20 protein-coding genes are annotated in these 25,634 nt (G+C 40.8%); 3 read left to right on the top strand and 17 right to left on the bottom strand.

Annotated features, from left to right (window positions below; genetic code table 11):
* Nucleotide 1 precedes the first annotated feature (1 nt).
* The 15 genes from hisC to NQ505_RS14235 form a co-directional block, all read right to left on the bottom strand.
* Nucleotides 2–1,099 (bottom strand): histidinol-phosphate transaminase, encoded by a 1,098-nt coding sequence (hisC, locus tag NQ505_RS14305; RefSeq protein ID WP_008648343.1) that lies wholly within the window; start codon nucleotides 1,097–1,099, stop codon nucleotides 2–4.
* The gene (hisD, locus tag NQ505_RS14300; protein ID WP_008648347.1) at nucleotides 1,059–2,348 is read right to left on the bottom strand and encodes a histidinol dehydrogenase; all 1,290 of its coding nucleotides are present in this window, start codon (nucleotides 2,346–2,348) and stop codon (nucleotides 1,059–1,061) included. The genes hisC and hisD overlap by 41 nt, the downstream gene beginning before the upstream one ends.
* 41 nt (nucleotides 2,349–2,389) lie before the next feature.
* Nucleotides 2,390–3,241, bottom strand: coding sequence for an ATP phosphoribosyltransferase (gene hisG / locus NQ505_RS14295; protein WP_004305985.1), 852 nt, complete (start codon nucleotides 3,239–3,241; stop codon nucleotides 2,390–2,392).
* Nucleotides 3,242–3,499: 258 nt separating this feature from the next.
* Complete coding sequence (locus NQ505_RS14290; RefSeq protein ID WP_004296910.1) at nucleotides 3,500–3,991, bottom strand: PaaI family thioesterase; 492 nt, start codon at nucleotides 3,989–3,991, stop codon at nucleotides 3,500–3,502.
* Between the two features lie 73 nt (nucleotides 3,992–4,064).
* Nucleotides 4,065–5,969 (bottom strand): fimbrillin family protein, encoded by a 1,905-nt coding sequence (locus NQ505_RS14285; RefSeq protein ID WP_009000903.1) that lies wholly within the window; start codon nucleotides 5,967–5,969, stop codon nucleotides 4,065–4,067.
* A gap of 307 nt (nucleotides 5,970–6,276) precedes the next feature.
* Entirely contained in the window at nucleotides 6,277–6,933 is a 657-nt protein-coding gene (locus NQ505_RS14280) for a DUF2490 domain-containing protein (RefSeq protein WP_009000902.1), read from the bottom strand.
* A 206-nt stretch (nucleotides 6,934–7,139) separates the two neighbouring features.
* Complete coding sequence (locus NQ505_RS14275) at nucleotides 7,140–8,507, bottom strand: MFS transporter (RefSeq protein WP_009000900.1); 1,368 nt, start codon at nucleotides 8,505–8,507, stop codon at nucleotides 7,140–7,142.
* 12 nt (nucleotides 8,508–8,519) lie between these two features.
* Nucleotides 8,520–9,419, bottom strand: coding sequence for a glycerophosphodiester phosphodiesterase family protein (locus NQ505_RS14270; protein WP_004319541.1), 900 nt, complete (start codon nucleotides 9,417–9,419; stop codon nucleotides 8,520–8,522).
* Between the two features lie 20 nt (nucleotides 9,420–9,439).
* Nucleotides 9,440–10,498 carry an MBL fold metallo-hydrolase gene (locus tag NQ505_RS14265; protein WP_009000899.1) on the bottom strand — a complete coding sequence of 353 codons (1,059 nt, stop codon included), beginning with the start codon at nucleotides 10,496–10,498 and terminating at the stop codon, nucleotides 9,440–9,442.
* Between the two features lies 1 nt (nucleotide 10,499).
* Nucleotides 10,500–11,381 carry a sugar phosphate isomerase/epimerase family protein gene (locus tag NQ505_RS14260; protein WP_009000898.1) on the bottom strand — a complete coding sequence of 294 codons (882 nt, stop codon included), beginning with the start codon at nucleotides 11,379–11,381 and terminating at the stop codon, nucleotides 10,500–10,502.
* A 6-nt stretch (nucleotides 11,382–11,387) separates the two neighbouring features.
* Nucleotides 11,388–13,352, bottom strand: coding sequence for a PQQ-binding-like beta-propeller repeat protein (locus NQ505_RS14255; protein WP_004296919.1), 1,965 nt, complete (start codon nucleotides 13,350–13,352; stop codon nucleotides 11,388–11,390).
* A 27-nt stretch (nucleotides 13,353–13,379) separates the two neighbouring features.
* Nucleotides 13,380–14,771 (bottom strand): RagB/SusD family nutrient uptake outer membrane protein, encoded by a 1,392-nt coding sequence (locus NQ505_RS14250; RefSeq protein WP_004305970.1) that lies wholly within the window; start codon nucleotides 14,769–14,771, stop codon nucleotides 13,380–13,382.
* A 23-nt stretch (nucleotides 14,772–14,794) separates the two neighbouring features.
* Nucleotides 14,795–18,238 (bottom strand): TonB-dependent receptor, encoded by a 3,444-nt coding sequence (locus tag NQ505_RS14245; RefSeq protein ID WP_008648359.1) that lies wholly within the window; start codon nucleotides 18,236–18,238, stop codon nucleotides 14,795–14,797.
* A gap of 208 nt (nucleotides 18,239–18,446) precedes the next feature.
* The gene (locus NQ505_RS14240) at nucleotides 18,447–19,436 is read right to left on the bottom strand and encodes a FecR family protein (RefSeq protein WP_004305966.1); all 990 of its coding nucleotides are present in this window, start codon (nucleotides 19,434–19,436) and stop codon (nucleotides 18,447–18,449) included.
* 86 nt (nucleotides 19,437–19,522) lie between these two features.
* Nucleotides 19,523–20,125 (bottom strand): RNA polymerase sigma-70 factor, encoded by a 603-nt coding sequence (locus NQ505_RS14235; RefSeq protein WP_009000897.1) that lies wholly within the window; start codon nucleotides 20,123–20,125, stop codon nucleotides 19,523–19,525.
* Between the two features lie 195 nt (nucleotides 20,126–20,320).
* On the opposite strand from NQ505_RS14235, the gene NQ505_RS14230 reads away from it, so the two are divergent.
* Entirely contained in the window at nucleotides 20,321–21,025 is a 705-nt protein-coding gene (locus NQ505_RS14230; RefSeq protein WP_009000896.1) for a pirin family protein, read from the top strand.
* Nucleotides 21,026–21,130: 105 nt separating this feature from the next.
* On the opposite strand, the gene NQ505_RS14225 is transcribed toward NQ505_RS14230, so the two are convergent.
* Both NQ505_RS14225 and NQ505_RS14220 read right to left on the bottom strand, forming a co-directional pair.
* Nucleotides 21,131–23,188, bottom strand: a complete 2,058-nt coding sequence (locus NQ505_RS14225) for a protein-disulfide reductase DsbD family protein (RefSeq protein WP_009000895.1) — start codon at nucleotides 23,186–23,188, stop codon at nucleotides 21,131–21,133.
* Between the two features lie 15 nt (nucleotides 23,189–23,203).
* Nucleotides 23,204–23,503: a Dabb family protein gene (locus NQ505_RS14220; protein WP_009000894.1), complete on the bottom strand. Its 300-nt coding sequence runs from the start codon at nucleotides 23,501–23,503 to the stop codon at nucleotides 23,204–23,206.
* 108 nt (nucleotides 23,504–23,611) lie between these two features.
* On the opposite strand from NQ505_RS14220, the gene udk reads away from it, so the two are divergent.
* A complete protein-coding gene (gene udk, locus NQ505_RS14215; protein ID WP_008648370.1) occupies nucleotides 23,612–24,223 on the top strand; it encodes a uridine kinase in 612 nt (203 codons plus the stop codon).
* A 17-nt stretch (nucleotides 24,224–24,240) separates the two neighbouring features.
* Nucleotides 24,241–25,632, top strand: a complete 1,392-nt coding sequence (locus NQ505_RS14210) for a transglycosylase SLT domain-containing protein (RefSeq protein WP_009000893.1) — start codon at nucleotides 24,241–24,243, stop codon at nucleotides 25,630–25,632.
* Nucleotides 25,633–25,634 lie beyond the last annotated feature (2 nt).

Raw genomic sequence — 25,634 nt, 5'->3', positions numbered from 1 at the left:
ATTATCCTTGATAGTTTTTAAGAGCTGCCAATAGGGTATTATTTTCGACACGAGTACCGACAGTCACACGCAAACAGTTGCAGCAAAGTGAAATGTTATGGCGATTACGCACTATTATTCCTTCCCCTACCAAATAATTATAGATTTTCACGGCATCCGTCACTTTTGCCAAAAAGAAATTCGCATCGGACGGGAACAGTTTAATGGTACATGGAAGTTTTTCAAATTCCGCTTCCAGATAATCACGCTCTTCCTTCAACGTTTTCACCCAACGTTCTATCTCATAGTGCTTATGCAACATAGAAATAGCTTGTTGTTGAGTCAACTGATTGACATTATAGGGATATTTGATTTTACTAAGAATGTCTATAATTTCTTTGGAAGCAAAAGCCATTCCCAAGCGAATTGCAGCACATCCCCAAGCCTTGGAGAATGTTTGGAATACGACAAGGTTGGGATATTTATCCAGCTCTTCGAGGAAAGACGGAGCCTGGGAAAAATCATTGTAAGCCTCATCCAACATCACCAATCCTTCGAACTGACAAAGTACCTTTACAATTTCAGAACGAAGCAAATCATTACCTGTCGGGTTATTAGGCGAGCAAAGGAAAATCAATTTAGTGTGTTCATCGGTAGCCGCCAGCAGTTTATTGGCAGAGAACTGGAAGTCATCATCCAGTAATACTTTCCGATATTCCACATTGTTCACATCGGCACAAACCTGATACATACCATAAGTAGGGTCGATGGCTACGACATTATCTTTTCCCGGTTCGCAGAATGCACGAAAAACCAAGTCGATGGCTTCATCGCTACCGTTTCCAAGAAAAATATGCTCGGGGGATACTTTTTTGATTTTCGACAACAACGTCTTCAGTTCGCACTGCATAGGATCCGGATAGCGGTTATGAGGTGTATTGTAGGGGTTTTCGTTTGCATCCAGGAAAACAGAGGCTGTAACTCCTTTATATTCATCTCGTGCCGAAGAGTAGGGTTTTAATTTCCAGATATTCGGTCGGGTTAGTTCTTGTAACGTTTTCACTTCTTTAAGTTTTAAATTATAAATTTTGAATTGCTTTGAGACGAACTGTGACGGCATTTTTATGTGCATCCAGCTGTTCATTAGCCGCCATCTCTTCAATAGCAGGACCGATAGCTTTTATTCCTTCTGGGAGAATTTCCTGAAATGTAATCTTACGGATAAAACTATCCAGACTTACACCACTATAGGCTTTGGCATAACCGTTGGTCGGCAAGGTGTGATTCGTTCCGGAAGCATAGTCGCCGGCACTCTCGGGAGTTAATGAACCTAAGAAGACAGAACCTGCATTTATCACACGTTCGGCCACTTCCATATAGTTCTCCGTTTCTATGATTAGATGTTCCGGAGCATACGCGTTAGTCAGTTCCAATGCTTCATCCAGATCCTTCACTAAAATCAATTTACTATTCTCCAGTGATTTCGCCGCAATTTCACGACGGGGAAGTTCTGCTAATTGACGCTCCACTTCTTCCATCACCTCTGTTTGAAGTTTCTCGGAAGTGGTAATCAATATAGCCTGGCTATCTATTCCGTGCTCTGCCTGTGACAAAAGATCTGCTGCTACAAAAACCGGATTGGCAGATGCATCAGCCAGAACTTCCACTTCTGAAGGACCGGCAGGCATATCGATAGCTACATCACGCAGGCTTACCAACTGTTTGGCAGCTGTCACATATTGATTGCCGGGGCCAAATATCTTATATACTTTGGGTACACTCTCCGTTCCATAGGCCATAGCGGCAATAGCTTGCACACCACCAGCCTTGAATATTTTGCTGACACCTGCCAGTTGCGCAGCAAAAAGGATAGCCGGATGAATATTTCCATTCTTATCGGGAGGCGTACAAAGTACGATTTCCTTGCATCCTGCGATTTTAGCCGGAACAGCCAACATTAATACAGTCGAGAAAAGCGGTGCTGTTCCACCCGGAATATATAAGCCGACCTTTTCGATTCCCACTGATTTTTGCCAGCAAGTTACCCCATTCATTGTCTCTACCTTCTTCCCGACAAAACGCTGGGAAGAGTGGAATGTTTCAATGTTTTGTTTAGCTAAAGAAATGGCAGCCTTTAGTTCATCGTTTACTAATGTCCCGGCGGCTTGAACCTCTTCAGGAGTCACAGCAAGTGCGGACAAGGTTACTTTATCAAAAGCAGCCTCATATTCCAATACTGCTTTATCGCCTTCTGTCCTTACCTTATTTATAATAGAACGAACAGTATCGAACAAACTTTCCGTATTTAGTGCCGGACGTTTCAAAAGTTCTGTCCATTGCTCTTTTGAGGGATATTTAATCAATTTCATGGTTCATATTTTATTAGAAACGGATTCCCGTACCTATCTATTTATACAATCATCTTTTCAATCGGCAGTACCAAAATACCTTCCGCTCCCAGTCCTTTCAGTTTTCCGATGATTTCCCAAAAACGTTTTTCATCAAGTACTGTATGAACAGAACACCAGCCTTCCTGTGCCAATGGCATCACTGTAGGACTCTTCATACCCGGCAATACAGCAATGATTTCTTCCAGTTTGTCTTTTGGAGCATTCATCAATACATATTTTTTATCTTCGGCCGTTTTTACTGCGTTCATACGGAATAGCAATTCTTCGAGCACTTCTTTTTTCTCTTCGCTCATGTTCTTGTTGCCAATCAACAATGCTTCCGACTTCATTACAACTTCCACTTCTTTCAAGCGGTTGCTGACCAAAGTAGAACCGGAACTTACAATATCAAAAATGGCATCAGCCAATCCAATACCCGGAGACACCTCTACCGAACCGGTTATCACATGTATTTCGGCATTTACGCTATTTTTTTTCAGGAATTTACGAAGAATAACCGGATAAGAGGTAGCAATCTTCTTGCCTTCAAACCATGACAAACCGGGATATTCAATATCCTTCGGCATAGCCAGTGACAGACGACATTTGCTGAATCCCAGACGTTTGACAATTTCCGCATCTTCCTCCTTTTCCATAAACTCGTTCTCACCAACAATTCCCAAATCAGCTACCCCGGTAGCTACCGTTTGCGGAATATCATCATCACGAAGAAATAGAACTTCGATAGGAAAGTTAGAAGACTGTACCAACAAGGTACGTTTAGTAGTGCTTAACTTGATATCTGACTCTTCTAAAAGTGCCATTGTCTCTTCGAAGAGACGTCCTTTGGCTTGTACTGCGATTCTTAACATGACTTTATTTAATTACTAATTATTAATTACAAATACAATCTGCGTTGAAAAACAAAAAAGGCTTACCGCATTCGGTAAGCCTTCGTTATCGTTTATATAGTTATACACAATATCATCCACGCCCACCGATTATTCGTTAGGAAAATGATGATGATGATGTGTAGCTGTATATTTCATATTTCTTTTATTAACTGCGACAAAAGTAAAGTATTTGTTTGATACTACCAAACATTTATCACAAAAACTTAAGTTTTTATTTCAAATTAATGGTAATATCTCTTCCGATTCTACATCACATTTCGAAAAATGCATTTCATCTTTCGACTTTTCTTTCGAGAAAGTAAAGTAAGTACAAACTGATTCTGTACAGACTTCTCCATCCTTATTATATAACTTTGCTTCAACAATAACGATGTTCCGCTTTACCTCTTTAATAGACGCGCGTAATACGATATGAGAATCTTTGGTATCAATCGATTTTCGGTAACGAGTTTCCATCTTCGACGTCACCCCCGTGGTTTGTAGTTTACGAAGTATAACCCAGGCACAGATTTCATCCATCAAGACAGCTTGAATACCGCCATGCAAGGTATCAATCCAGCCTTGATATTCGGGACGTGGTTTCCAAATGCTTACCACTTCGTCACCATCTTCGTAAAATTCCATTTTTAATCCGGCTTCATTATTGGAAGCACAACCAAAGCAGTTGTACCCTTCCAAACCTTTCCAGGGGTTTATTATCTTCTTCATAGTTCTCTCTTTTAGTTAGTTTTACTTCCCAAATATAAGCAATTTATGGAAAAGAGAAGCCTTTTTCGTCGATTTACTTTCTTATGCAACGAATGGCAAAGGCTTTTGTATCAACACCTGCATTAGATTCTTCAATGATATCCGTATCACTTTTCAGATAGAAAACCTTGATATCGATAGCGGCATTTGCATTATCCAGTGTCCAATATGCCAGATGTTTTTTCTCGTAATCAGTTTGAAAAGCCCCCACATACATTCCTACAGGTATTCCATTAAAACCGGATAAATTAGTTGCAGGCTGTACCTGTTCTCCCGCTTTCAAAGGTAACCAAGTACCTGATTTCAGCAAAGAAGCCTCTCCATTCAGATAGTCTTTTAAAATGTTCCAGTCTTTCCAATCCGGTATACTCCAATGAGCAGGCAGAATTTTATTAGAAAGTACTACATTAGCTGTATAAAAATAGTGTTCCGTAGCAGATTGCAGATATCCGACAACATTCGCTGTCACTGCATCCAGTCTGGGAAGTACTTCACCGTCGACATACGAAGATACCTCCAGATTATCCCGCATCCAATATTGAGTTCCGATCTTCACTAACGGATAATTATGAATGATTCCTCCACGTACATCACGAACGATATCTTCCAATGCCAAAACTGGTAGTATGTCATCTACCATTGTAACGGATAAAGAAACGGTTCCGTCTGCCATCACATATACATTATTACGAATCGGAAAAGTTCCGTCAACATAGGCCAATGAGTGATCTTCCATATTCCATGATACGCTTCCTCCATTCACTTTTCCGGATTTCCCTAGTAACTGTGCCACAACACCTTGAGATAAGTCCACACTACCATCTTTTTTCATCGGATAGGCAACGATTGCCTGCGAAGAAAATTCCGAAGTAACAAGATACTCCTTACATATTTCGGCTACTTGCTTTCCCGAATGTAACACTTTATACACATTCGACTTTTCAAAAGTCAACTTCGAAATATCTATGTATTTATGAAGCGTGACCGATTCTGTATGATCTATTTCGGTTCCGTCCCAATCTCCGATTTCCGCATTCACTTTGCTCATTAATACATCTTCAGCTGATACAAACTTTATTTCCAATTCGCGCTGCTTTCCACTTTTTAATTGCAAAGTAGATGGTAATAGACTTGTATATTGCTTTCCTGCAGCTTCCAACGTTATGTATTGGTATCCCGGAGTCGCCTCCTGCGGTATCAGAATAAATTCTTTTCCTATCAGTCGACCATCTTTTATCTCCCATTCTCCTGCAGGAATAATATCTTTCTCTTCGGAATAACCAGAGAAAGTCTTTTTCTGAAAATCATAACTTGTTTTAGTATAAAAGCCACTCACCGAAAGCGTAGGCTTTACGGATAACATATCTTCCAGATTCTCCTCCTCTCCAGGAATAAGAACAATTTTCAAACGAAAAAACTGATGATTATAGGTCAGAGCGACCGCCTCCTTACTGGCTAATACCTCTTCTTTAGAAGCAATCAGGAAATCAGAATGTGAATAATCGTCAGGAATATTTTGAGTCGTTGAAACCGCCACCTGCATGGTACTCTCCCCTATCCCCACTCCACTCTTTTGATAAGGATAATAACTGATTAAATTCAATGTAACTCCATCATCCGGATAGTATACCGACTCGTTAGATTCAAACTCACCATTGGATGAACGTATGAAATGAAGATTATCTACATAACGTTCTTCTTGCATTGTAGTGGTTCCGGCAAGAGCAAACAGACCGACTTCATCCCCTTTGGCAAAGTTATTATTTGCCATACGGGTACCAACTGACTCACGAATATCGGCAATAAATTTCAATGGAATATCTCCATTATTAACACTATCCTCCTCTTCCTCCGAAATATGGTTCACACAAGCACTAAGCAAGATAGAACAAAAAACAAGTAACCCCACGCCCCTTTGTAGGTTATAAAATAGTTTCATCACATTTATTTTTTTAATTTCCCAATAGAAACTTTTGATTGAACAGAAAGAATGGCATAAGAGGAAGTATTCGCTTTCGGTTATGGGATACTGAACAACACGTCTGTTGTACTGTGGAATCATCAATTTCAAGATATCATTTTGATGTCTTGAAAGCAAAAGTATATAATTATATTAAGTCGAAGTATAGTTTCTATAGGAAAATTTTACATTTTAAGTTAAAGCACAAATAGCCAATGAGTTATAAACAAGTAGTCAGAAACCAAGTATTAAACTCTCACATTATTATATTAAGAGCCTACTAATTTCAGAAAGAATACCCCACTTCTATTCCGGCAATGTGTCTGCCTTGTGAAGATGCATATTGATAACAATAGAATGCATCCAACGACCAACGTTTGGCCAAAGCTATTTCCACTCCGGGACGATAGCGCATACGACTGGCCCTCCAAAAAGAAGCATCATCCAGACTCTGATAGATTTCAATAGAAAAATAGGGAGAAACAATTCCTTTTGTAGGAGCATAGGATAATTTCAAGCGGGAACGCAAACGAGTTTCAGAGTTGCCACGATCAAAAGTCTGCTGAAATCTTTCCCTTACAGCTACTTTCAACCATTGATAACGAAAACTGGCAGTAGCAGTTATATGATAGCGATGCCTGAATTTCCAGTCCGAGTCACCCAAATTCCGAAGATGGGTTTCATAGCCAACACCCAAATTCAAAAACGAATAGGGCCGGTAACTTCCACCAACAATAAGTCCCCAACGATCCAATTTACTCACATCATCTTTCATGCGCAATTCCAAATCACCTGAAACTGAAAACCGGGAATCTATCTTATGATTAACCTTGAATTTAGTCCATGTATTGAAATCGTCACTTTGTGCCCATGCAGAAAATGATATTCCAAACAACAGCACAAATAATAGCCAAGTCTTAGTATTTAATATTATTCTACTCATTGATTTTCGGGTTAAAGTTACAAAGATAACAAATTATCTCCGGCAAAGAAAAAGCATGATACTGAAATAATACTGAAAAACTGTTTGCGTTTCATTAAAAGGAACATGTTGTTTCTCGGTGTGAAACAGGTCGTTCCTTTAAAAGAAACGACCCGTTGGTTTAAAAGGGAAAAGTCCCTTTTTATAAAGCATTGTTATTCAAATCATTACTTCGGCTTCACATTCCACACCAATAAAGCGAAAAATGCAGACAATAAAGCCGCTCCTATCCAGAACCAATTGATATAAGTGAAATCATAAACATCGACTCCATTCTGAACCATCTTCTGCCCCTCTATCAGAACACCACTCATTACATCCTGTAATCCGGCCCCAATATAACTGGCAATGCCGACTACCCCCAATGCTGCTCCCGACGCATTACGGGGAGCAATATCGACTGCCATCAGGCCACCCAGAAAACAAATGAGAACTCCGATACCCAAACCGAAAAGAACCATGGCCAACACATCTATCCAGAAGTGTACGCCGGGAACCAACAAGAACAGGCTAAGTGCAAGAACATTCATCAATCCGAAAATCAGGGCGGGAACATTTCGACGACCGCCAAATAACTTGTCAGAAATAACACCCGAAAATATGGTACCTACGATACCACAGACTGGACAAATGGAAATAATGAAGCTGGCATCCAACGTGGAATATCCTTTTTGCGCTTCTAGATAAAAAACACCCCAGCTATTGATAGCATAGCGACTGATATACATAAAAGCACTCGAAAGAGCCAGTATCCAGATGGCAGGCATCATCAATACCTGGCGTTGGGCTTTATTAAAGTCTGTCGTTTCCACCACACTCATCTCCTCTTTCTGTTTGGGAGCATTTACAGGAGGAAAGCCCTGACTCTCGGGAGTGTCATGGAAGAACTTCCACACAATTAAAGCACCAAGCAAACCAACAATACCGGCACCGAAGAAACCGTATCTCCACCCCAATACACTAACGATAGACGCAACAATTAGGAAGGTCAACGCCTCACCGATATTGTGGCTGGCAGACCAAAATCCGTAATAGGAACCTCGTTCTTTGTCCGTGAACCAACGGGAAAGTCCCACTACACAAGAAGCAGCACCCATAGACTGAAACCAGCCACTAATCCCCCAAAGGAGAGCAAACAGAATAAAAGAATGGGTAAAACCCAGGCACAGGTTCACTAAAGCAGTTACCAGTAAACCGGTAGTCATAAAGCGGTTGATATTGCTACGGTCGGCCAGAAAACCATTCGTAAATTTTCCAAGGGCGTAAGTAAAGAACAATACCGAACCGATAATTCCCAGTTCTGTTTCGGAGAAAATTCCTTCATCTACGATGGGCTTCTTCACGACATTCAGGCTAAGACGACAAACATAGTACATGCCGTAACCGAAAGTGGCTGAAAGAAAAGTAGACCATTTCAGGTATTTCAGACGACGGGCATCGGAATGAAGATGTTGTGAGCCGGATGAAGACAAAGCTTCCCCGTTACAAGGTCTCGGTGAAGAGACCTTGTAAAAGTTTATAAGTTGTTTCAACATGAAAAAGTCTATTTAGTCGTGAAGTTTCTTTTTGCGCAGATACTCCAATAAGAGGGCAGGACGGTCAGTTTGAATTAATTTGGCTCCCTGATTAATGATCCATCCCCAGCTTTCATCCGGTTGATGAAGTTCTACTGCACGGTCGTCATCATGACCACCACATAATTCGGGCCAAAGAGAGTTTATAAACAACTTAGAACCTGTATCACGCACTTTTTTTATCAGGTTAAGCACCTCAGGACTATCATTATCAAACACTAACTCATAAGCAGCAGGCTTCATGTGAATCTTGTAACTGTCAATAATAGCTTCGGCTCCTTTTTTATGCAACTGTACAATAGGCATAAAAATCACTTTATCCAATACAGCACCGTTTTCGGCTTTCACTTGTTCATAAGGAAGGCCGGCTTTGATAACACACTGGTCAACCGTTCCCGTCTTTTCGAGTACAATATAAGCTTCCTGAAAATAATCATACCCCTTATCAATATTTACCATGATCTTACCTTTGCAGAGCAACATCACTTCTTCCAATGTAGGAATCTGATGTCTTGTCTTACAAGCTACTCCATTTTTAAGACGCATTGCTTTCAATTCGGCCAATGTATAATCTTCCACCAGTCCTTTTCCAGACATGGTACGATTGATCGTTTTATCATGCATCACTACTAAATGTCCGTCTTTGGTTCGTTTCAAATCGATCTCCACCATATCGACACCCATATCAATGCAATTCTGTATACCTTGCAATGAGTTTTCCGGGGCATTACGCCAGTCAGCCCGGTGGGATACAACCAATATTTTATCTGGATGATTTCCCAGCAGATTTTCTCTGATTTCAGCTATTCTATTTTGAGCAACAGCCAGTTGCACCAAACACAGAAGAAGTATGAAGTTACATATCCGTTTCATAAGTTCAAGCATTAAGAATTTTAATTCAGTTTATTGTTTTTCCAGACTAGTTTTTCTCCCCACATTGGTACATAAGTCTGTTCACAGTTAATCTTCGAAGCCCGTTCGAGTGCCATATCCAATGACCATCTTGATTCATCAACACCTGCATGAGCCAGTTCCAAGATATGTGATAACAAGACATAATCGGGCTCCACCTGTCCCGCACCTGAACCCAGAATATTATTTTCGGTCAGAGCATTGGGAGCATAACGCGGTATCAAAACATTCACATGAGAAGCCAGATTCGTATATTGTTCCGGTTTATAGTTAGAGTCTCCTACATGCATAAAAACGAAATTACCGGTATCTTCCCCACAATCGATCGAAAACACAGTCACAAAATTAGATAACCCGGCATTGTTATGGTCAGTGATACAGGTTTTAATCTTGAATTTTCCAATTTCATAATCTTTATCCCCCTTTGCAGTATAAGGATATGTCGTATCTTTCAAATAGTTGGATAACACCGGTTTACCTAAACCAAACATAGCCTGGATAAGATCATTATCATAATGATCGGAGTGCTTGTGTGTAACACAGAGAAAATCAATATAAGGTGCCAGCTCTTTCGCCCAACGATGAGAAATGTCAATAGCAAAACATCCTGACGGAGTTTTTACCACATACCCCATATTATAGAGTAACCAGATCGCTGCCGTACCATTTTCTACTTTTGAGTTTTTAATTCCATCCATTACACGATCAAATGCACTCCGATAAAAATAGATAATCGGATCACACTTTTCCATACTCGTACTTGCCTGATCGAAGCCATTCAGATAACTGATGAAATAATCATCTTTACACTTATCCGCATATCCCTGGATCTTGGTCAAAGTAGTGGTACGTCCGGTATTGACAATCAAAGGAGAAGAACTCCACAACTGTTGTGCAGTGGCATCTACTTCCTCTGCCAATTGCGTAAGAATTCCTTCATGACCTGTTTCGATACTGTTGTTGTCATCATCATCACAAGCAACAAAACCTATTGCCAAAAGACAAAACAGTAAATATTGTATTTTTCTTATTATATCCATCTTATTTCTGATTTTTATAGTCATTAATTATTTTATTGAAAGTCTCAACCACCCGTTCCGGTGTCGGACGCGTATTGTCGTTTTCATGGTCTTTGGTAGCTTCATACATAAAAACCCCTTCATAGCCGATTCCTTCGAGTGCATACATTAACTTTCCCCATTGAATGTCACCTTGTGTAGGAAGCCAGTGACACTCGTTGACAAAGTCAAAGTCCGAGGCATGTATAGTACCTATACGTTCACCAACAGTTTCTACAAAATGCTCTGTCGTCCCTTTAGTATAATGATTGGTATCAAAACAAACTTTCACACCCGGAATATCTTTGATTATCTCCAAAAGCTCTTCAGGAGTATTACCCAGACAAGTTCTCGGCAGATTTTCGATGCACAACTGTGCTCCTATTTGATCCGCATATTTTTTCAGATAAGCGATAGACCTGGAAGCGTTAGTTATTCTTTGTGCCCGAATACTGTCAGCAATAGGCTCGGAACTAGGATGCAGTACCAAACATTTCGGCTGAAACTGAGCGCACTGTCCAATCATCTCCGCCATAAAATCTACATTTTCTTTCCTTTTCTTTTCATCCAGCACCGATATATCCAACGTGCGTGAGAAAGGAAGATGTATAGACCAGACCTTGATACCGGCACTATCAATTTTTGCTTTCATATCCCGGATACGAGGAACAACTTCATCTGCCGGAACTCCTCTATAACACTGGTTAAATGCTACTTCCACATACTCTACCCCCACAGACCGGGCTTGAGAAAAGTCTGTGGAAGCAGGTACTTTCCACAAAGCTGTAGTCGTACCTACTTTATATTTCTGTGCATATAAACCCATTGTCATCGCCATAAATAAGATAAAAACAGGAACTCTCATTATCGCTTACTTTTGACGGTTTGTACCTTGAATATCACCACCACGAATACTCCAGGAGTCTGTTGCTAATGTCTTATTGACAGCAAAAGCCTTTATCGAACCGATATTATTAGATCCGATCGTTCCGCAATAAAGCCGTCTGTCCGGACCAATGCTAACAGCTGCCATGACCTGTTGTCCCACAGTCTCTTCAAAAACAATGTTTCCATTAGTGATGTCAAGTCCCAGCACTTTGTTATTCGATTGGGTACCTATATAAAGAATACCATCCGTACTCAAAGCACCTCCACTGTAGTTCAAATTGTTACCCACATTTTTCTCCCAGATTTTAGATCCGCTGGCATTTACTGCATGAACAGTCTGCGATCCTTTTTCAGTAAAATAGACATTGCCATTTTTATCAGCAATCGGGAAATAAGCATCTCCTTTCGTGGTCGGATACGTCCATTTCTTCGTTCCGTTTGTCATATCAACAGCAACGAGTCCTCCGTTTTTCAAAGTCGCATAAAGTACCTGATCCTTCAAAGCAAACGTAGCCTGTTCTGTCACATTCACTTCTTCCAATTTCCAATTCTGCTCTTTATTCGGTTTAAAAGAATAAATGGCTGCACTTGTACCTGCATAAACATTTCCGGCTTTATCAATAGCCACAGCACTACCGGTTGCTCCGTCAAGCGATTGTTGCCATTTAATAGCACCACTGGATGCATCCAGCGCATACAACGTACTCTTATTGGTGAGACAGTAAAGAACACCATCGGCCGACAATGCAGGGAAAGCTCCTATCGCAGCATCCAATTTTACTGCCCACTTTTGAGTTCCGTTCGGATTAATAGCATATACATTATTAATAGTGGCATTTCTTACACACTGATAGATTGTACCATCAGGAGCCACCAACGCACCTCCGCCATAAGTTATCTGACTGATAGCAAACACCCACTTGAATTCACCGCTCACTACGTCAATAGCAAATAAATGACCCGCAGGAGTAGATGTCGGGATATACATTGTTTTTCCATCCGGAGAGAACACCGGATTGGAGGTCTTTACATATCCGGTAAGTCCACCGAAGTTCAAATCGACAGAATTCCATTTATAATTGCCGACCGTGACAGTCAGACTGCCCGACTCGGTGGTATTATTAACATAAGTCACCGTTACAGCCACTGTATAAGTACCGGTAGTAGTAAAAGCATGCACCGGATTGTTTTCTCCCGATGTCGTACCATCACCAAAATCCCAACTTACCGATTTCACTTCACCAGCCATGAAATACATATCGTTATAAGCAAAGGTAGAAGGCTCCCACACAACCAGTTCCGTACTAGCGAGAATAGGATAGATCAATCCGGGAGTAGCAGAAGTTTCCACCGCAATAGAATTGCCTGTAGGATAAACACAGACTACATTGAATGTATATTCCTGATCGTTAGTCAAACCATCAACGATGTATTCTTCCAATGAAGTATCATCCAGATTGATAATCTGATTACCGGGATTCACGGTAACCTGATAGCGAGTGAAACGTTCACTTGCAGGTTTCGTCCATCTCAAACGCACTCTTTCATTGCCGGCTGCTGCCGTCAGATCAGAAATCGGATATCTTGCATTCTTCGGTGTACAGGCAGCAGTAGTTTTACTGGCCAATCCTCCCGCATAACGAGGTTGCACAGAAAAAGTGTAAGCAACATCGTTCACCAGATTATTGATAGTGGCAGTCATTGTTTTTGCATCCACAGTCATCTCGCCTCCTTCCGCTTCTGATGATCCGGAAGTCCAAAGAATCAAATATTCATTCGGACGGGCATTCTCGTATGCTTCCCAGGAAAGAGTCACATTCATATCTCCGGCTGTTGCCGTTAGTGACTTCAGTTCATATAAATCGAAACTTGCCTTTGGCAGATCTTCTTCACAAGCAGTAAAGACTACCGTGAAAATAAACAACAAGCTATATAGTATTTTTTTCATCGTTTGATTTCTTTTAGTTTAATCCTATTAATATCCCGTATTCTGCCACAACAGTTCTGTGTTGTTTATTCTTTCCAACTCCGTTTTTGGAATAGGATACAGGAATTGATAGTCCTGAATAATATGTCCTTCTGCTTTCATAGCCTCCTTAGCACCTCCCATACGTACCAAATCGAACCAACGCTGTCCTTCATAAGGAAACTCCTGTTGACGTTCCAACATAATCGCTTTACGGAAGCTATCCTGATCGGGAAGCTCTGTTATCTGAAGCGGAGACAATCCGGCACGAGTATGCACAGCATTCAAAGCAACCATAGCTTCTGAATTCTGCAAATTACTATAACTGATTTCATTCAAAGCTTCAGCGTACATTAACAGCACATCGGCATAACGGAGAATAATCTGGTCATTACCGACTGTATTATAGGTCGCACTTTTGACATCCTTAAATTTATTCATCACGCATACTTTATCTTCCACCTTTACATAGGTAATCAGATTCTTGCGCTTATCCCCATCTTTGTAGCACTCTTTCAGAGACTTTGTCTGATTGGTATCATCAGTCAGATTAATAATAGAGAACCAATATCCATGTCCTTCTCCTTCAACATCCTTATTAAAGCGAACAGCAAAAATAATCTCATCGTTCATTTTATTGTTCACGTCAAACACCTGTTCGGGAGTAGTCATTAAAGAATACCGACCCACTAGTTGAGATAGCACATTGCGAGCCTCCGTCCATTTATGGAAAGTCAGGTAAATCTTGCCGAGCAATGCCATTGCAGCACCGGAAGTCACTCGTCCCATATCGGCACTTGTATAAGAAGACGGCAACATATTTTCATTAATAACCTGATTCAAATCACCGACAAGAAAATCATAAACCTGTTGATCGGAACTGCGCCCGATTTTAAGAGCTTCAGCCACCGTCACCACTTTATTAGTCATCGGTATCCCTCCCCATAAACGATACATATTAAAATAAGTAAGGGCACGGATAAAAAGAGCTTCGCCTTTATATTGTTTTTTCAGAGTTGCGTCGAAGTTGGCCTCATCAATTCTATCTAATACAAGATTGCAACGATAGACTCCATTATTAAAGTTTGCCCAGGCATCTTCCAAAATTCCATTAGAGGCTTTATCTGCAAACTGATCGATATCATAACGGTCTTGTGTTCCGGCAGTGGGCGCACTCAATGTCAAATTATCACTCCGATATTCGCAACACTCTGTAAAATAGGAAACTTGTGTCTGCAATTTGGAGTAACATCCTATCACAGCTACATTAAAATCTTCCGCTGTCTTATATACCTTGTCGGTAGGCACACTGCTACTCGGTTCCAAATCGAAGAAACTATCTGTACAAGCAACTGATAACAAGGCAGTTGATAGGAATAGTATTAGTTTATATTTTTTCATATAACGTGTATTTTAAAGGATGATTAAAGTGTTATGTTTAGCCCGAACAAGAATGTTTTAGCTAATGGATAAGTTCCATAATCCTCACCCGGTGAAAGAGAATTACTCGGACGTGCATTTACTTCCGGATTATATCCGCTATAATTAGTCGAAGTCCATAAATTTTGTCCGGAAACGTAAACTCTTAATTTTTCCACGAAAAAGCGTTGAGTCAGGTTCTTCGGCAAGGTATATCCTAGTGTCACATTCTGCAGTCGCAGATAAGAACCATCTTCCAGATGCCAGGTTGAAGTACGACCATTATACCCCTTTGACTTACGGTTGGCACGATTCACCTGACCGTTTCCCGGATCTTCCGGACTTTTCCAACGATTCAAGGCTATAGTGGTGCCATTGGTATTACCTTCCAGATTATCAATGTAACGACGATTCAGATTCAGAATCTCATTACCATATACTCCTTGAAAATTAAAATCAAGGTCAAATCCCTTAAACCAGACTTTACCACCAAACCCATAGGTAAAATCGGGCATATAGTTACCCACGATTGTACGATCTTTATCCAAATCCATCACTCCATCCCCGTCTACATCCACAAAGCGGAAATCTCCCGGCTGGGTATTGCTGAAATGAGGATACTTTTTTAATTCTTCTTCATTGGAGAAAATTCCATCCTGCACCAACAGATAATAACATCCGATGGGTTCACCGACTTTCGTTATGTAATAAGCATGATCTACGCTACCGGTAGATATGATAGGAGCATTACCCGGACCGAGTGCCTTCACTTCGTTCGTATTAGTGGCATAATTAGCATTAAACGAATAACCGAAATCTTTAGTTATATTCTTCTGTGAGGTCAAAGCAACTTCCCATCCCCTATTATTCACTTTACCGATATTCATCAATGCAGTGCTATATCCGGTCAGGTGGGGAACTGGTACATTCAACAACATATTAGAGGTATTGGTATTATAATAATCCACAGTTAATCCCAGCAATCCTTTGAACATCTGCAAATCAACACCCACATTCACCATCGCATTCTTTTCCCAACTCAAATCTTCATTCTTTATGGTACTTGGCTTATAACCATTCACCAATTGTCCGTTACCTGTGCCAAGCACATAATTATCCAAAGCCATCAGAGACAAATGATCATAATTGCCAATCTGGAAGTTACCGGTCACTCCATAACTCGCTCTTAACTTCAAATCATCAACAAACGACAGACACTTAGCCTTCATAAAGAAGTCTTCTCCGCTTATTCTCCACGCCAAAGAAGCTGAAGGAAAATATCCCCACCGGTTATTCTTGCCAAAACGGGAAGAACCGTCTGCACGAATAGCTGCCGAAGCCATATATTTACCTTTATAGCTATACTGCATACGCGCCAGATAAGAAGCAATCGTCCATTGGGTTTTATCAGATGCACCTTTCGTCACCGTACCTCCGGAAATTGTTTGTATATAGTCGTTCGGGAAATCGGTCGCCGTCACATTATCTCCTTTATATGTCTCTTTTTGAGCCGACTGTACTAAGACCACATTGATAGAATGAGCATCTTTAATCGTTGTGTTATAATTGATTTTATTCTCCACCAACCAGTTGAAATAAAAACCTGATGAACTGTAGGCTGTCGGATTTGACTTTACATCATAATACTTTTGTCCCAATAAAGGAAGTTCCGAAGAACGATATTGGTCATTATGCGAACCATAATAATCGCCACCAAAAGAAATGTTATAAGTAAGCCCCTTATACAACTCCAATTCAGCAAAAACTTTTCCGACAATCGCCATACGGTCTACGACATCCGATTGTAAGTTTGCCATGGCTACCGGGTTCAATACGGCATTATGCTGATAGTCATTTCCAATTCTCCAATAGCCATTTCCCTGATAATTATAGCTGCCATCCGCATTATACACCGGCCATACCGGAGGCATCATCAATGCCGATTGCACAATACCATTAGATCCGGAAGCATCTACCCGATTGGAAGTAGAATAGGAAGGAGAGAAATTCAAACCGAATTTCAGTCTTTTATATTTCCCGTCCAAATTCATACGCATACTATATTTCTTAAAGTCGGAATTAATTATAATACCTTCTTTATCATAATAGTTGGCTGAAATGAAATAGCCGACTGTCTTTCCTCTGCCGGAAATAGAAACATTGTGGCTGGTAGTAGCAGCAGTACGAAAAATAGCATCTTGCCAATCCGTATCCGTCAACCCCTTATCACCATTCAGATAGGGAAAGAGTTCGGTAGGAATACGTTCCCATGAATTCGGGCGCATTCCATTCGGGTCATCCGGTGAACCTCCGGGATTAGCATCCAGATAAGCGTTGTCATGACCATCCTTTGCAAATTCGGCAAACTGATATGCATTCATCATTGAAAGTTTCTTCGAAACACTCTGGATACCATAATATCCATCATACTGCACTTTCATCTTTTCCGACTGTCCCTGCTTGGTCGTGATAATAATTACACCGTTGGAACCGCGACTACCATAAATAGCTGCCGACGAAGCATCTTTCAAAACTTCCACAGATTCGACATCATTATTATTCAGATTGGCAAATCCACGTTCCACCGGCACGCCATCAATAATATAAAGAGGATCACTACCGGCATTAACCGTACTGATACCACGAACACGGATACTTACACTTCCCTCCGGATCACCACTTGGCTGTGTAACCTGTACCCCCGGCATCTTACCTGCCAACGCCTGACGAAAGTCTGAAGCAGAAACATCTGCAATTTGTTCAGCTTTCACGGAAGAAATAGAAGTAGAGACGTCTCTTTTTCTCTGAACTCCATATCCCACCACTACTACCTCATCAATCATCTTACTATCTTCTACCAACGTGATTTTCGCCGTATTTTTATCCTTTGCAGAGATATTTACCGTTTTATATCCAATATAGGAAATAGTCAATGTTGCAGACTCCGGTACATTCATTAATGAATAACGTCCGTCAATATCGGTAATCGTACCACTGCCTTCTCCCTTAATCTGCACACTGGCACCAATCACCGGCTCTCCTTTATCATCTGCAACTATTCCCTGGATAGTGCGTGCACGTTGAGCAGTTTCTTCTTTCTTAAGCGGCTGTTTGCTGACAGCAATTGTATGATCGGTCCTATTGAAATAAAGCTTGGCCTGGGAAGTAATTTCTCCCAGAATCTGTTTTAATGAAGCATTTTTAATGTCGAAAGAAACTCTCGGAGCCTTGTTCACCGTCTCCTGATCATAGAGAAACTTAAAATTAGTCTGTTTGCTGATTTTATTGAAAACACTCTCTACCGGCTCGTTTTGCACACGAAGCGTAATATCATGCTCTTTCAATGTCTGAGCAGCAGCCGGAGCTATTAAAATGAAGGTGAATAGTAAAAAAGCTAAAAACGAACAGCTATTTTTACTTATCCCTTTACAAATAAGAAGATTATTCATAAATTTGTGCGTTTTAGTAATTGACTAAAGTTATTAAAAACAAGCAATGCGCGATACGTTATTCATTTGGGTCGAAGCTTATGAATATCCGTCCGGATTGCGGATAGAGGCATTCCTTTGGAGTGCTTCTATCATTTTGGGGAGGTTCATGAAGGAGCTGTTTTCATCTATTATTTTTTAAAAGGTTGAACATTATCTATTATTCATCTCATTCTTTATAAAGAAGTACATTGATGCCCTCTTTCTTATATTTGATATCACCGCTGATAAATTCAATGGATTTAAGTACCGCTTCCAGACTCTTGTTATCATGTTCGCCGGTAATCAAGTTGTTGAAATCCTGACCGGGAGCAAAAGTAATCCGGCAATTATATACCCGTTCCAGTTCCTTTGCCACATCGCGGATAGGTGTACTGTAAAAGCGTAACCCACCTTTCATCCAGACAGCCACTCCCCTATCCTCTGTTTTCTTACTATATTCTCCGGAAACAGTATTGATAAGCACCTGTTCTTTAGCAGTCAACCTCATCATCGCTTCCGGCAAATCGACCTGCACCTTACCACTCTCCACACTCACAGACACTATTTCATCTGTTGAATAGGATTTTACATCAAACCGGGTACCTAACACCTGAACATCCAGTCGCTTCGTCCTCACAACAAATGGCATCTTTTCATTACGGGCAACACGGAAATATCCCTCTCCTTCAAGTTCCACTTCACGGAGATCTCCAACAAAACGATCCGGATAACGCACTTGCGAACAAGAGTTCAGAACCAAAAGAGTCCCGTCCGGCAAAGTCACTTGTCTTTTCTCACCAAAGGAAGTGGTAATTTCAGCCAGTGTGACCTGTTGTTCATTCATATACCGGAAAAAGTTGACACTCCCTATGATAATGGCTATTACAGCCGCTGTACTGACTGCCACTACAGAAGCCCGGCGGAACCATGTACGTTTTTTGTGTTCAATACGTTTCAGTAATTGGCGTGCCTCTCTCTTATATTTTTCCCGCTCCAAATCATTACCAGGTTGCAGGTTCCCGGATTCTTCCCAAACCTCTGCTGCCAGTTCGTCCAATATATCTTGGTTTTCTGAATCCTTAATACTTTGCAACAACTGTGAAGCATCATCCCGGGTATAAAGATCATCCAGATAGCGATGCAATTTATCTTTTTCTGTTTTAGTATCTTTCATCATATATTCAATATAAGGATATTAATTTCCTTCCCTTTGTATAAGTAATACACAAAAGTAAGAAAGAGCTAGGGTGTGATTAACATTTATTATAAATTCAAGCACAATAGAATCAAAAGTACATCGGCTGATGTACTTGAATATTTAGTCAAATAGGAACGAATCACTTTTAGAGAAAGAGAAATATGTTCTTGCACTGTATGAACTGAAACGCCCAATGCTTCGGCTATTTCTTTATGAGACATCTGTAGTTCACGGCTCATTTTAAATACCTCACGCTGGCGGGGCGTTAATTGCTCCAATGCACGGGCAATAATCTCTTTCAAATCATTGAGCAGAATATGATTATTCGTTTCGTTCGTTGAATCGATCGCTTGAGAAAGAATCTGCTCTTTCAGCTGATCTTCATTAGCCATATCCCGCAACTGATTCAAAATACGATTACGCACAATAGTATAAAGATAGGAAGAGAAAGAGGCTTCGGGATTAATGAAACGACGAGTTTGCCAAACTACCGTAAACGCATCCTGGAATATATCCTCCGCAAATTCACGCGACTTGACGAATTTCAGGGCGAAGTAGAGCAAACGATTCTTATAAGCGGCATAAAGTTCGCAAAAGGCCTCTTCATCTCCGTCTATCAGACGGAGAACCAATTCCCGTTCATCCATTAGAGTGTCTGTTGCGTACATACTTTCTTTATTTTTGGCCACAAAGGTATTGTTATGATGTTACAAACGTATGTATTTTTTCTGAAATAAAAAAATAAAGCTCCCTTCTTATTAAATCTCCCGTTAAGAACTTTATCTACCTTTCCATTGTTATTAGTAATAGTAAAGTGCAAATAAGACGCACAACAAAGTTCTATTAAAAAAGAAAGGAAGATTATGAAAAAAGTAATCGACAGAGCTTCATCAAGAGGCTATTTCAATCACGGCTGGCTCAAGACCCATCACACATTCAGTTTTGCCAACTATTATAATCCGGAAAGAATTCATTTCGGAGCATTACGAGTGCTGAACGATGACAGTGTAGACCCGTCTATGGGATTCGATACACATCCGCATAAAAATATGGAAGTGATTTCCATCCCCCTGAAAGGATACCTGAAACATGGTGACAGTGTACAAAACACCAAAACCATCACTCCAGGTGATATTCAGGTTATGAGTACAGGCAGTGGCATTTATCACAGTGAATACAACAGAAGCGATAAAGAACAATTGGAATTCCTGCAGATATGGATATTTCCACGAGTTGAAAATACGAGACCAGAGTATAATAACTTCGATATTCGTCCGCTCCTGAAACAAAATGAGCTGGCATTAATCCTCTCTCCGAACGGTAAGACTCCAGCTTCCATCAAACAAGATGCATGGTTCTCTATGGGAAGTTTCGATACGGAAAAAACAATCGAATATAAAATGCATCAGGAAGGTAACGGAGTATATATCTTCGTACTTGAAGGAGAAATCACAGTGGCGGAAGAACGGCTGTCCAAACGTGATGGTATCGGTGTTTGGGATACAAAAGAATTCCCGATACATATATTAAAAGGAACCCAACTTCTATTAATAGAAGTACCCATGTAATTTTCGCTAAAATTTCAATTTATTCTATTCAAAAAGCGGCCTCATCGAAAAGATGAGACCGCTTTTTTATTCATTATCCAAGATTGGTCATTATCGGAGAAATCGTTATTTCCCTTTCTTATAATTCTCCAATCCGGTCTGTAAGAATTCAATATACTTAGGGATATCTTCGTTATAAGCATACGACTTATTCAACGGTTTACCCTGATTGTCCAGCAATACATAGAAAGGCTGGGCATTAGCTCCGAATTTCACACGTTGCAGATAGCTCCATTTATCGCCGACAGTACGCAAAGTACGTTCTGTACCATTTTCGATAATCTTCACGGGTTCGGTCAACGGAGTTTTATTATCTACATAAAGTGTTATCAATACGTAGTCGTTATTAATCAAATCACTCACTTTCGGGTCAGTCCATACCGCTGCTTCCATCTTACGGCAGTTTACGCAACCATATCCGGTAAAATCGAGCATAACCGGTTTTCCGTTCAGACGGGCATATTCCATTCCTAAATCATAGTCATCGAATTTCGCGTGTACATCATTCTTATGCAGATTGAAATCTTGCGTCTGCATAGGCGGAGCAAATGCAGATACGGCTTTCAATGGTGCTCCCCACAAACCGGGAACCATATATACGGCAAATGCTAAAGAGATTAACGCCATAAAGAAGCGGGTTACTCCCACCTTATTATCATCGTCATCGTGCGGGAATTTGATCTTGCCCAACAAGTAGAATCCAAGCAAAGCAAAGATGACAATCCATAAAGCCAGGAATGTTTCGCGATCAAGCAATCTCCAACCATAAGCCAAATCAGCAACTGACAAGAATTTAAGTGCAAATGCTAATTCGAGGAAACCCAGCGTAACCTTGATAACATTCATCCATCCGCCGGACTTTGGCATCGATTTCAGCCAAGACGGGAACAGGGCGAAGAGTGTGAACGGCAACGCCAAAGCAATGGCAAATCCTAACATACCGATTGCTGGAGCAACTACGCTTCCTGTTGTAGATACCTGTACCAGCAGGAAGCCGATAATCGGACCTGTACAAGAGAAAGATACCAATGAAAGCGTGAAAGCCATCAGGAAAATACTTAGCAATCCGGTCGTTGATTCAGCTTTGCTATCTACCGCATTTCCCCACTTCGACGGCAGCCTGATTTCAAACGCTCCAAAGAATGAAGCAGCAAAAATCACCAGCATCAGGAAGAAGAGAATGTTGAAAATAGCATTGGTAGATAAAGCATTTAATGCACTGGCTCCGAAAATCAAAGTAATAGCCAAGCCCAATGCCACATAAATCACTACGATAGATGCACCGTATGTCCACGCATCACGAATTCCTTTCTTTTTGTCTTTACTACGTTTTAAGAAGAAACTGACTGTCATCGGAATAATCGGCCATACACAAGGGGTAAACAATGCCAATAATCCACCCAGAAAACCTGTTATGAATATATATATCCAGGACATGTCTTCCTGACCATGTTCTTCTCCTAAGGCTTGTAAATCACTGATTACCGGTTTCCAAAGATCACCCGATGCAACAGCAGGCTGAATATCCGTAGCAGCTTCGGTTGTAGTTGCAGGCACCAGTTCCATCATCGCAGAAGAATCTTTCGTAGCAGCAGGAACGGGTTCTTCTTTTTGCTTATCCGCTACCTTTTGCTCCGGTTGCTCTGTTTTCGTTGCAGCGGCATTTCCGGCTTTTGCTACTCCGGAATACTTAAACGGCACTTGAGTAGGAGGCAGACAACTCTCGTCATCACAAGCTCCATATTCCAGATAACCTTCGATTGCGTAAGCTCCACCCGTGAATTTTACTTTCTGCACAAACTTTGCTGTATTCTCGAAATAGCGTACCTTCATTTCGAACAATTTATCGAAAGTAGATACTTCTTTGCCTACAGGCTTCAGTTTGCCAACAAGCTCGACACCCGATTTATTATCAACATTGAATGTTGCGGAAATAGGGCCGCCATCTCCCAGATCGGTAGAATAAACATGCCAACCTTTATCCATGGTAGCTGTAAACACCACCTCTGCCTCCGTATCGGAGAGAGCTGTCAGCTCTGTTTTAAACTTTACCGGATCTTTGATCTGCGCTTGCAATGCATATACAACAAAGCTTAAAAGCAGGAAAGAAATTATTTTTCTCATCTTTATTTTTGGGGTTTATAATTCATAGTCTACGCACGCACGGCCCTCCTTCGTTTCAGCCAGAATCTTTCCGGCAGCTACGTGGTCGGGATGTGTTGCGTAGAATTTAACATCTTCTAGTGTATCAAACTCACTGTAAAGCGCAATATTCCATGTTTCACCAGGATTCATATTCAATCCGACCTCCACTTTGCGAATTACAGAAATTTTAGCAGGAAGAGCTTCTATCGCTTCCTTGAATTTAGTCATGACTTCCAGTTTCTCTTCAGCAGGAACTTCGTCTTTTAACTTAAATAATACAATGTGTTTTACCATTACGTTGTTATTTTAATGAATTGTTTCTATATTTGTCTTGTTAATGCGTTTACCACATTAATAGTAATGCAAAAATACTCTATTTGGTTCAAATATACATTTAAAGAGATGTTAATTATAGGAATAGCAGGCGGAACGGGCTCCGGAAAGACCACCGTCGTACGGAAAATTATAGAAAGCCTCCCCGCAGGAGAAGTAGTACTCTTACCACAGGATTCATACTACAAAGACAGTAGTCATGTCCCGGTTGAAGAACGCCAGAATATCAATTTTGACCATCCGGATGCTTTTGAATGGAGTCTGCTTTCCAAGCATGTCATGACGCTGAAAGAAGGAAAGAGCATCGAACAGCCCACCTATTCTTATCTCACATGTACACGCCAGCCCGAAACCATTCATATCGAACCTCGTGAAGTGGTTATCATTGAAGGAATCCTTGCCTTATGTGATAAAAAGCTGCGCAATATGATGGACCTCAAAATATTTGTTGATGCCGATCCCGACGAACGCCTGATACGTGTCATCCAGAGAGATGTCATTGAGCGCGGACGTACTGCCGAAGCTGTTATGGAACGTTATACACGGGTTTTAAAACCTATGCACCTGCAATTTATCGAACCTTGCAAACGATATGCCGACCTTATTGTACCGGAAGGAGGCAGTAATAGGGTGGCTATTGATATACTGACCATGTACATCAAGAAGCACCTTAAAAATTGAAAATTAAAAATTAAGAAATGAATGTCAAGACACTGAGTATTCCTTTATTTCTTATTCTATTTTGTTGTATACTCGGATGCCGGAATAAGCATCATAACAAGATGGATGAGACAGCGCGTGATCTTCCACAAATAAAAGATAGTGGCGAACTCGTTGTATTGACATTATATAGCTCTACTTCCTATTTCATTTACCGGGGACAAGAAATGGGGTTCCAGTATGAACTTAGTGAACAGTTTGCCAAAAGTCTGGGACTAAAGCTTAGGATTGAAGTAGCCAACAGCGTCGACGAAATGATCCAAAAATTATTGGCAGGCGAAGGAGACATGATTGCCTATAATCTGCCAATCACCAAAGAGTGGAAAGACAGTCTTCTTTATTGTGGCGAAGATGTAATTACTCACCAGGTAATTGTTCAGCAAGGAAGAGGAAAACAGAAGCCGTTGGAAGATGTAACCGAACTGGTCGGAAAAGATATATACGTAAAACCGGGGAAATATTATGATCGCCTCGTCAATCTGAACAGTGAATTAGGAGGAGGCATCCGGATTCATGAAGTCACCAATGACAGTATCACTATTGAGGACTTGATTACACAAGTAGCACAAGGAAAAATTCCGTATACGGTGGCCGACAATGATTTAGCCAGACTTAATAAGACCTATTATCCCAATTTAAATATCGATCTGTCCATCAGTTTCGATCAACGTTCTTCGTGGGCGGTACGAAAAGACAGCCCCGAGCTCGCAGCCGCTGCTACCCAATGGCATCAGGAAAACATGACTTCTCCTGCTTACACAGCAAGTATGAAACGTTATTTTGAGAATAGTAAAATGATGCCGCACTCTCCTATCCTCTCCTTAAAAGAAGGAAAGATATCTCATTATGACCATTTATTCAAGAAGTATTCCAAAGACATCGGCTGGGACTGGCGCATGCTTGCATCATTAGCGTATACAGAATCCAATTTTGACACTACCGCTGTATCTTGGGCAGGTGCCAAAGGACTCATGCAGTTAATGCCTGCCACAGCACGTGCAATGGGAGTACCTCCCGGCAAAGAGCAGAATCCGGAGGAAAGTGTGAAAGCGGCTATTAAATATATTACTGCCACCGACCGGAGTTTCAGCATGATTCCCGATAAGCAGGAACGGCTCAATTTTATCTTAGCATCTTACAATGCCGGTTTGGGACATATATATGACGCAATGGCACTAGCCGAAAAATACGGGAAGAACAAATTAGTATGGAAAGATAATGTAGAAAACTTCATCTTGCTTAAAAGCAATCAAGAATACTTCAACGATCCTGTCTGCAAAAACGGATATTTCCGTGGCATCGAGACTTACAATTTCGTTCGAGATATTATGTCGCGCTATGAATCCTACAAAAAGAAAATAAAAGCATAAGT

The organism is Bacteroides sp. D2 (assembly GCF_025147085.1).
Taxonomy (GTDB): Bacteria; Bacteroidota; Bacteroidia; order Bacteroidales; family Bacteroidaceae; genus Bacteroides.
This window is presented reverse-complemented; position numbering and strand designations above follow the sequence as displayed.